The following is a 7,947-nucleotide window of genomic DNA, read 5'->3' on the forward strand; positions in this document are numbered from 1 at the left end:
AAGCCGAAAGGCAGGAGACAGTTATGACTTTAGAAGAACGAGTTGAAGTGCTGGAAAAGTCGCTTTTGCGTATGCGCCAGGCCAATAATGAGATTAACTGCGCGATTGATGAACTCAGCGCTTCTGTTCGACAGCAACTGAAAGTTAATGATAATGGACTTCAGGAGCGGGGCGACAAAGTTACATTAGCAGATGGCGGTATTACTGTTCATCTTAAAGGGGGAGGGGTTATTGTTATTAACTGTTTTAGTTCCCCTGTAAGCGAATCAGATAAATTACGCCAGGCAATGGAGAAAGCCGCTACTGCTGGTGCGGAGGCGGCTATGAAACAAATACATCAAGACTTTATTTCTCGTGGACCACTACGCCGATTACTTGACTGAGGCGGAATATAATCCATTGAGGTACTGATTAACTTCTTTTTCAAGATCCACGAGAGTGCGACTCTTCGCATCCTTAATGTATATATGATTGGTGATGCTTTCTCCGTGCTCACCATAAACGGTAAATCTGACATTTGGATCCCCGGCTTCTGGTTCGTAATCACCTGGCATTCCAATGTGTAGCAGTTGCACTTTAGACAGGTAAAACTTCATTTTATTTCCTTATCCAGAGGTAATCAGCTATCCCTCCTTAATCTGAGTGCGTCAGTGTCCCACCACTGACGGGCTGAGTAACAACCATAACCAGGTATGTAAATCAGTAACATCCTGACAAATGATCAGTAGCGCCGCTGGGCGCAGAATAATGCAGGAGAATCTATGGCTGTACTCGAATGGCCGGAAGATGTCTGTCCCGCGTCGCTGACCTGGCGACCAGAAAGTAATACCAAAACCTTTCGTTCCCCCTTCAATGGCTCATCGCAGACAGCACGCTTTCCCGGTACCCGCTGGGTCTGTTCCCTGACCTTTAATAACCTGACAGATGAAAAATCCAGACGTATTGATGCTCTGGTGGCTTCACTCGATGGCGAGTATGGCAGGGTAAAAGTTCGTGACTGGGGGAGAAGTGGCAGAACACCTGCTGGAACGCCAGTTGTTGATGGCGCTAATCAGACCGGAACCCAGCTTCAGAGTAAGGGCTGGACACCAGGAACGGTGGTGCTCAGACAGGGCGATTATTTCACTGTTAACGATGAGCTGAAGATGGTTACAGCCGACGTGACGAGCGCGGCGAACGGTACTGCAATGATTGCATTTGCGCCGATGTTGCGTAGCTCTCCGCCTGCTAATGCTGTCATTGAGGTTGCGAAACCCTACGGCATTTTCAAACTGAAGGATAACCAGCAGGGTGCCGGTAACCGTGTGCCGGGTGTTTTTACCAGTTATACACTGGAGCTTGAGGAGGCATTTTAATGCTGTATTCCCCCTTTTCGGATTCGATGGTGGACTGGTTATCCCGCGACAGGGTGACGGTCGCGATCGCCGCCAATATTCAGTTTGAATCTGGCACCGTCTATGTGCATTCCGGTACCGGGACGTTAGTTCTTGGTGGCTATGTATATTACGGCATGGGGCGCATGGGTGCTGTTGATGATGCCAGTGAAACCAGCACGACAAGCCCCACGCAGGTCAAAATGACCCTCTCGGGGCTGGATATGACCCTCTTTGCCACCACGCTGAACGAGCGATGCGTGGGCAGAAATGCCGAAATCTACCTGGTGGCCATGGATGATAACGGTGTTGTCCAGGTTGCCGATCTTCTGTTCAAAGGGCGGGTATCCAGTACAGGGGCGACCGCTGGCGGGACAAACGCCCTGCAGTACACCATCAGTAATATTTTTGAAGACTGGCAGCGTCCTTTCCCCGATCGCTATACCGATGAATCGCAGCAGGCTGCTTATCCCGGCGACCGCATATTCCGGTATGTGGCGCAGATGTCTGAACGTTCGATTTACTGGGGTAGTAAAAAAGATGCACCAGGATTTACCTATAAGTGAGGAAGCATGAAGCATCCGGACTGGCATAACAGATTAATTACCGTAATAAGGGCCGCTGAAAAGCGGCCTTTTTTATGGGGCAGTCATGACTGCTGCCTGTTCGCGGCGGACTGCGCTCAGGCCATGTGCGGCGAGGATTTTGCGGCAGGCTGGCGCGGAACCTACGACAGCGAACATGGGGCGAAAAAGGCGATATTGCGAGGCGGTGGTTCGCTTGAAAAGGTGCTGGCCCGTTATCTCGACGAGGTGCCGGTGAAACTGGCGCAGCGTGGGGATATTGCCGTTGTTGAAAATGCCGGAGCGCGATGTGCCGGGGTGGTGTATTCCGGCGTTGTATGGGTTCCTGGCGAAACTGGTCTTGTCAGTCTGCGGGTTAAACCGCTGAGTGTCTGGAGGGTGCGTTAATGCCTGCTGCTGTTCCTATTGTTGCCACCATTGCCGCAGGTGTGGCGGCGGCAAATGAAATGTATGCCATTGCGATGGTTATCACCGTCGCCGCACAGATTGCCACTCAGGCACTGACTAAGACCCCGTCGCTGAATTCCTACCGTGATACGTCTGAACGCAAACAGGTTCTGCGCGCAGCGGCCAGTGCTAAAACCGTTGTTTATGGTCGTTCCACATCTGCTGGCACTCTGTTCTTTTCCGAAGAGCAGACTGGCGAACAGGATGATGGCGAAATGTTGCATCTGGCCATAGCCCTTGCAGGGCATCCATTATCCGGTGTGCAGACTGTCTGGCTGGGTGATGAGCCGATCAGTAGCTATCCAGAACATGCCTTTTTCGAGCTGCACACCAATCGCCAGACGGCGGACCCGTACATGCTGGAACACTGCCCGTCATGGAAAGAAGACATGATCGGGAAAGGGATCACCTGGCTGCGTGTAAGTCTGAAATTCAATGCTGAAAAATTCCCGGCAGGCATCCCTAACATCAAGGTAGAAAAACAGGGGCGTGCCGTTTATGACCCGCGTACCGGGTTGACGGGTTACAGCAACAATGCAGCGCTGGTTATCCTGGACTATTACCGCAATTACCTGAAAGTGCCCGACACCGATATTCTCTGGGACCAGTTTAAGGAAGCGGCGAACATCTGTGATGAGGATGTGATTACTGGCAGCAATACCATTGAGAAGCGTTACACGATTAACGGTGAGTTCGATCTCAGTGAAAATAAGGTCAGTATTCTGGAAGGAATGCTGGCAGCTTGCGCCGGGGATGTAACGTATACCGCGGGTAAACATGGTCTTCTGGTCGGGGCCTATTATGGTCCTGCGACAGAGGTGATCACTGAAAGCCAGCTGGCCGGTGATATTGAAATAATGCCGGAAGTCTCTCAGGCGGAACGCGTTAACACTATCAAGGGGACATTTGTCGATCCGCAGCAGGGGTACACCGAAGCAGATTTCCCCTCTGTGTCTGTCAGTGAATGGGTGACGGAAGACGGGGTAGAAATCTCGCAGGATATGAAACTGCGATTTGTGACCTCTGAATTTCAGGCCCAGCGTCTTGCAGACGTGAAGTTAAAGCGCACCCGTATCGCCAGAACCATGAACGTTACGTTAAACCTGAGCGGATACCGTTACCGCCCGGGAATGTATGTGAAGGTGAATTTCCCGTCTATCGGAATCGTTAATGTTGAGATGCGGGTAACGGACTGGAAGTTCGGCGTTCAGAATGGCGTACAGCTGACACTGAAGCAGGAAACAGCAGGTGTCTGGGGCGATGCCGTCGGTAAACCGATCGAGCGACCGCCGTTTACTCAATTGCCATCAGGTGGCGTGGCGCAGCCGCAGAACCTGAAATACACCGTGGAGGAAATTGGCCAGGTCGTGCAGGGCATTTTGTCATGGCAGAACATCGGGCAGGTGGTCTACAACAAAGTGATCATTCGTCGCAATGGTCAGATGGTCATGTCCGTCCAGGTTCCGGGGACGTTCACGCGTCTTACCGGGTTACCGAAAAATACCTATACCGCACATGTTATTGCCGTAAACCAGATGGGGGCAGAGTCTCCGGAAGGCTATCTGGAATTCAGCATTCAGGCTCCGCCAGCACCCACCCATGTTGATATTGAACAGAGTTTCTTTGCGATTACGCTGATCCCCCGTATGGCTGCAATTACCAGTGTTTCCACACAGTTCGATTTCTGGACGTCGGGTGAAACAAAACTACCCAATTCCTCAACAGCCACCGTGGAAGGAAATGCCAGCCGGGAGGGAATAGGAACCACCTGGACCAGCAACCAGTTAAAAGTCGGGCATACCTATTACTGGTACATCAGGACGATTAATGCTTTTGGTGCATCCGGTTTTATCGAAGTTCCTGCGTTGTGTTCTATGGACACTGGCGGGTTGATTGACATCATTGATGACCAGATTCAGAACTCAGATGCATTTCAGAATATTAAGGACGGGGTTGATACGAATCTTGAAGGCATTTTGGAAAATGCTCTGGCAAATCATGGGACGGTACAGCGTCAGTTTGAACAGTACGGCGAAGTTAAAGCAGAAATTATGACTGTCAGGACGACGGTTTCAAATCTGGATGGCGCATTTGCTGAACTGGCTGATTATGTACAGGCACAAATCGGTCCCGATGGACAGCTGATGGCTGCAGTAAACCAGAAGATGACAGCTGAAGTAAAAAGTGACGGAACAGCCAAAGCCTCCTACACGCTGAACATGGGCATCGTGAGAAATGGTGTTAAATACAACACTGGTTTCGGTATGTCGATTGAGCCATCGGGGAACAGCTATAAATCCACAGTGGTTTTTGCTGCTGACCAGTTTGGTATTTATTCCGGAAGTGATCCGGGAAATTACACTGCTGCATTTTTTGTCTATAACGGGCAAGTATTTATCCGTGATGCGCTAATTCAGGACGGGAGTATTACCAATGCCAAAATTGGCAATTACATCCAGTCAAATAACTTCGTTGCAGGTTCAACTGGCTGGCGCATTGATAAAAATGGAAACGCTGAATTACATGGCAAACTTTACGCTGACAGTGGCCAGTTTGCATTTAACGGTACCAATAACACTGTCGTCATCAACGGCAATGGGCTGACGGTTAATTTGCCTGGCGGTGGGCGGGTTGTCGTCGGGAGGTGGTGATATGCCGGAGGGGATATTAATCGACTATAACGATGGCCGTCCGGTTATGGCAATTACTGCGGGGCTGCGAGCCCCCAGTTTTTGCACAACGTTCTCGGGCTGGTCATCCCAGTCAATGCAGTACCCGGTCAATACGCCACTTGTTCCCGGTTCACAGGTTATCGTGGTGCCAACCAATCCCATTTACATCTATTCCTTTGCTGAATTTGATGTGGCCATTATGACTGGAGTCACCCGAAACGGGGACTCCGGGGTCGTCATTGGTGCTGAGACAATCGGGGGTAAAGCCCTTACTCCAGACTGGTCAGGTTATGTCATGGAGCTGCTGCCCGCGGCGACGTATAACGAAGGATTATTGGTTTCAAACTCGACTGACTTCACTGCCATATCCAATCAGGCCGCGCTGATGACCTGCGCCTGGTCCGGACGCATTACGGTTAACGGCAGTGCTGCGCTTCCGGTGAGCGGTATTCCTTTCGGTAAATGGGATAACCCGAATGTGTCGGTGGGGTTTGATGGCGGCAATATCATCGTCCGCGATATTTCTTACACAGGGCGGGACGACGTGGCAGGAACGGCGACAATTGACCTGGTGATATTCAATCAGACAGCACCTGTCGGCGGCGACGGTATCACGATGACCAACGCAGCAGGCCAGGTCACGTTCTCCACGCTGAAACGCCCCTTTGTCTATGACCGCCAAATTCAGATTACCGACGCCTTTCAGGACATTGGAGGTGGATTCTGCCAGATAGTCTATACCGGCGTTCAGGTGCGCATGCTCAGCGGATGGGGAAATATCAGAACCAAAGGCGTGGTCATGTCAGGCGGTAGCGTCAGGTCAGCCTACAACAAAGTGTTTGCGGACCGTAATTCCGGTTCATGGGATATGACCCGTAACAGGAATATCGCCATGCCCATTCTTATTCTTCCGAACATGTACTGAGGAAAAACTATGTCAGCAGGAACATTAACCCTGACGAATAACTCTGCTGCGGTCGCTGGCAACGGGACTGCGTTTACCACAGAGGTGGCGGCCGGAGATTTTATTGTTGTCACTGTCGGCGGCATTCCCTATACGCTCCCGGTTAAGTCCGTGGAAAGTAGTGCAGCGTTGACACTGGTCAGCAATTTTACCGGGCCAACACAATCTGGCGCGGCCTGGTCTGCAGTACCACGTGTTGCCCTTAATATGATCACCGCGGCGCTGGTGGCACAAAGTGCAGAAGCCCTGCTTGGACTTAACTACGACAAACAGAACTGGCAAAGTATTTTCAGTGGCAGCGGGGATGTAACTGTAAAATTGCCGGACGGTAGTTCTTTTACAGGGCCAGCCTGGGGTGGCATTGCACAAACACTAAACGATTTAAGTCAGAACTTGTCACAACGACTGGAGAAAGATAAAAATCTGTCAGATTTAACAGATACAAGTAAGGCAAGGCAATCGCTCGAACTTGGAGACTCCGCAACGCATAATATTGGTGAGGCGGATGACAATGTACTGGCTGTCGGCTCATTCGGCGTCGGTTCTAAAAATCTCCCGGTCATCTCAGATTTGTGGGATAAGACCCGGGGTACTCGTTTTTTTAATGTAAACCCTTCCACTTCTGGTGGTACCGGAACTTATGGCTCGGGCTTACGTCTGTCAGATCGAAATGTAGGGTCAGGTTCGCCCGTAGAACAGCAGGCTTTTGTTGCGATAATTTTTAGTGGCAAAGCCATGCAATTTATGAGTATGGCAGACGGCATTAATACAGGATGGATGACGGTCTATCATACAGGAAATACAACAAGGTCAGCAGACGGAACACTAAAAGCAGCTTCTCCGATAATTAAAATCTATGCAGATGGTCGGTTTGACACAAATGATGAATCAGAAGGCTGTACGGTCACGCGGGTGGGAACTGGTGAGTATCGTATTAACGGGTGTATTGGAATGAATGCAGATGCCGCGTGGGGTGGCATTGATGGTGGTTTTGATATCCCCAAAGACCGCAACAGGCAACCTCTTGTCTGGCTGGATTACGAGGTGGACTCTGAGGGTTCTGTTCTGGTGAAAACTTTTCATCGCACATATCCCGATTCCCCTCCGTTTGCCAGGAACGAACGTCCCGGGCTGGCTGACGGTGACCCTGTCGATATCCCGGCAGATCAGTTCGTTTCAGTTCGTGTGGAAATGCCACAGGACAGTATCTGGAATAAGAAACAGAAAGAGATGCTGGATGCTATGAAAAAAGCTGAACGCGAGCGCCAGCAAAATCAGCAGCAGGAACAGGTGTAAAAATTGATGGTTGCCGCAACCACACCGTATGCAAGAGCATGATTGCGGCCGACTGGCGAACGTTCGATAGTGCGAGTATTGAATGATTGCCAGTCACGGCGGATTGTACTTAAGCAATATTACGGTTCAAGGCGTTTAATCTGAAACCAGCCACATATCAGCCTCTTCAAACATTTCCTGAACAGTACGGCTTATCTGTTCCTTCTCATGCTTGCTGGCGTCAGTGTTGATCGCCGGCAATGTCATCATCGGTTTAACCCGGACATCAGCATCGGGGAAGATCCGGTGAACCCTCTTACTCAATTCGCCCAGAATGATATCTTTCGCACCGGGCAGACCATCAAAATTCCTTTTGTCATAAACGAGTTCCACGAACATTGCTTATTGCCTCTTTACTGGATGAATATACAGTATTTATACTGTGTTTTTATCCGGTATTCAAGAGAGGGCGTAAACATGGGATTTCCTTCACCTGCGGCAGATTATGTTGAAACACGAATCTCCCTCGATCAGCAGCTAATCAGTCAGCCCGCAGCGACTTATTTCATGCGGGCATCGCGTTCACATTTCAGGGAAGGGATAATCCAGGGAGCGTTGCTTGTTGTGGATGC

Annotated in this window: 10 protein-coding genes; 8 read left to right on the top strand and 2 right to left on the bottom strand. The window is 50.4% G+C overall.

What is annotated here, in order from left to right; all coding sequences use genetic code 11:
- Positions 1 to 23 precede the first annotated feature (23 nt).
- Positions 24 to 383 (top strand): hypothetical protein, encoded by a 360-nt coding sequence (locus OGV57_RS20565; RefSeq protein WP_016150474.1) that lies wholly within the window; start codon positions 24 to 26, stop codon positions 381 to 383.
- Here the strand turns inward: OGV57_RS20565 and OGV57_RS20570 are convergent.
- Entirely contained in the window at positions 372 to 596 is a 225-nt protein-coding gene (locus OGV57_RS20570; protein ID WP_003841703.1) for a hypothetical protein, read from the bottom strand. The two genes, OGV57_RS20565 and OGV57_RS20570, sit on opposite strands and share 12 nt — an antisense overlap.
- A 165-nt stretch (positions 597 to 761) precedes the next feature.
- Here OGV57_RS20570 and OGV57_RS20575 point away from each other — a divergent pair, with 165 nt between their 5' ends.
- Genes OGV57_RS20575 through OGV57_RS20600 form a run of 6 tightly spaced genes read left to right on the top strand, consistent with a single transcriptional unit; the run spans position 762 to position 7,336 of the window.
- A complete protein-coding gene (locus OGV57_RS20575; protein ID WP_071684492.1) occupies positions 762 to 1,355 on the top strand; it encodes a hypothetical protein in 594 nt (197 codons plus the stop codon).
- The gene (locus OGV57_RS20580; RefSeq protein WP_071684491.1) at positions 1,355 to 1,939 is read left to right on the top strand and encodes a hypothetical protein; all 585 of its coding nucleotides are present in this window, start codon (positions 1,355 to 1,357) and stop codon (positions 1,937 to 1,939) included. The genes OGV57_RS20575 and OGV57_RS20580 overlap by 1 nt, the downstream gene beginning before the upstream one ends.
- 6 nt (positions 1,940 to 1,945) lie before the next feature.
- Positions 1,946 to 2,344, top strand: a complete 399-nt coding sequence (locus tag OGV57_RS20585) for a DUF6950 family protein (RefSeq protein WP_016150471.1) — start codon at positions 1,946 to 1,948, stop codon at positions 2,342 to 2,344.
- Entirely contained in the window at positions 2,344 to 5,055 is a 2,712-nt protein-coding gene (locus tag OGV57_RS20590; protein ID WP_071684490.1) for a phage tail tip fiber protein, read from the top strand. The genes OGV57_RS20585 and OGV57_RS20590 overlap by 1 nt, the downstream gene beginning before the upstream one ends.
- Position 5,056: 1 nt before the next feature.
- Positions 5,057 to 6,001, top strand: coding sequence for a DUF6453 family protein (locus OGV57_RS20595; protein WP_193146841.1), 945 nt, complete (start codon positions 5,057 to 5,059; stop codon positions 5,999 to 6,001).
- 9 nt (positions 6,002 to 6,010) lie between these two features.
- Positions 6,011 to 7,336: a phage tail fiber protein gene (locus OGV57_RS20600; RefSeq protein ID WP_230127282.1), complete on the top strand. Its 1,326-nt coding sequence runs from the start codon at positions 6,011 to 6,013 to the stop codon at positions 7,334 to 7,336.
- A gap of 135 nt (positions 7,337 to 7,471) precedes the next feature.
- On the opposite strand, the gene OGV57_RS20605 is transcribed toward OGV57_RS20600, so the two are convergent.
- Positions 7,472 to 7,714 carry a DinI family protein gene (locus OGV57_RS20605; RefSeq protein ID WP_038642073.1) on the bottom strand — a complete coding sequence of 81 codons (243 nt, stop codon included), beginning with the start codon at positions 7,712 to 7,714 and terminating at the stop codon, positions 7,472 to 7,474.
- Positions 7,715 to 7,792: 78 nt separating this feature from the next.
- Between OGV57_RS20605 and OGV57_RS23850 the strand changes: the two genes are divergently transcribed.
- The coding region (locus tag OGV57_RS23850; protein ID WP_502873643.1) for a S24/S26 family peptidase at positions 7,793 to 7,947 on the top strand (155 nt) is incomplete at its 3' end.

Origin of the sequence: Citrobacter sp. Cf087, from assembly GCF_030334285.1 — a bacterium.
Taxonomy (GTDB): domain Bacteria; phylum Pseudomonadota; class Gammaproteobacteria; order Enterobacterales; family Enterobacteriaceae; genus Citrobacter; species Citrobacter freundii.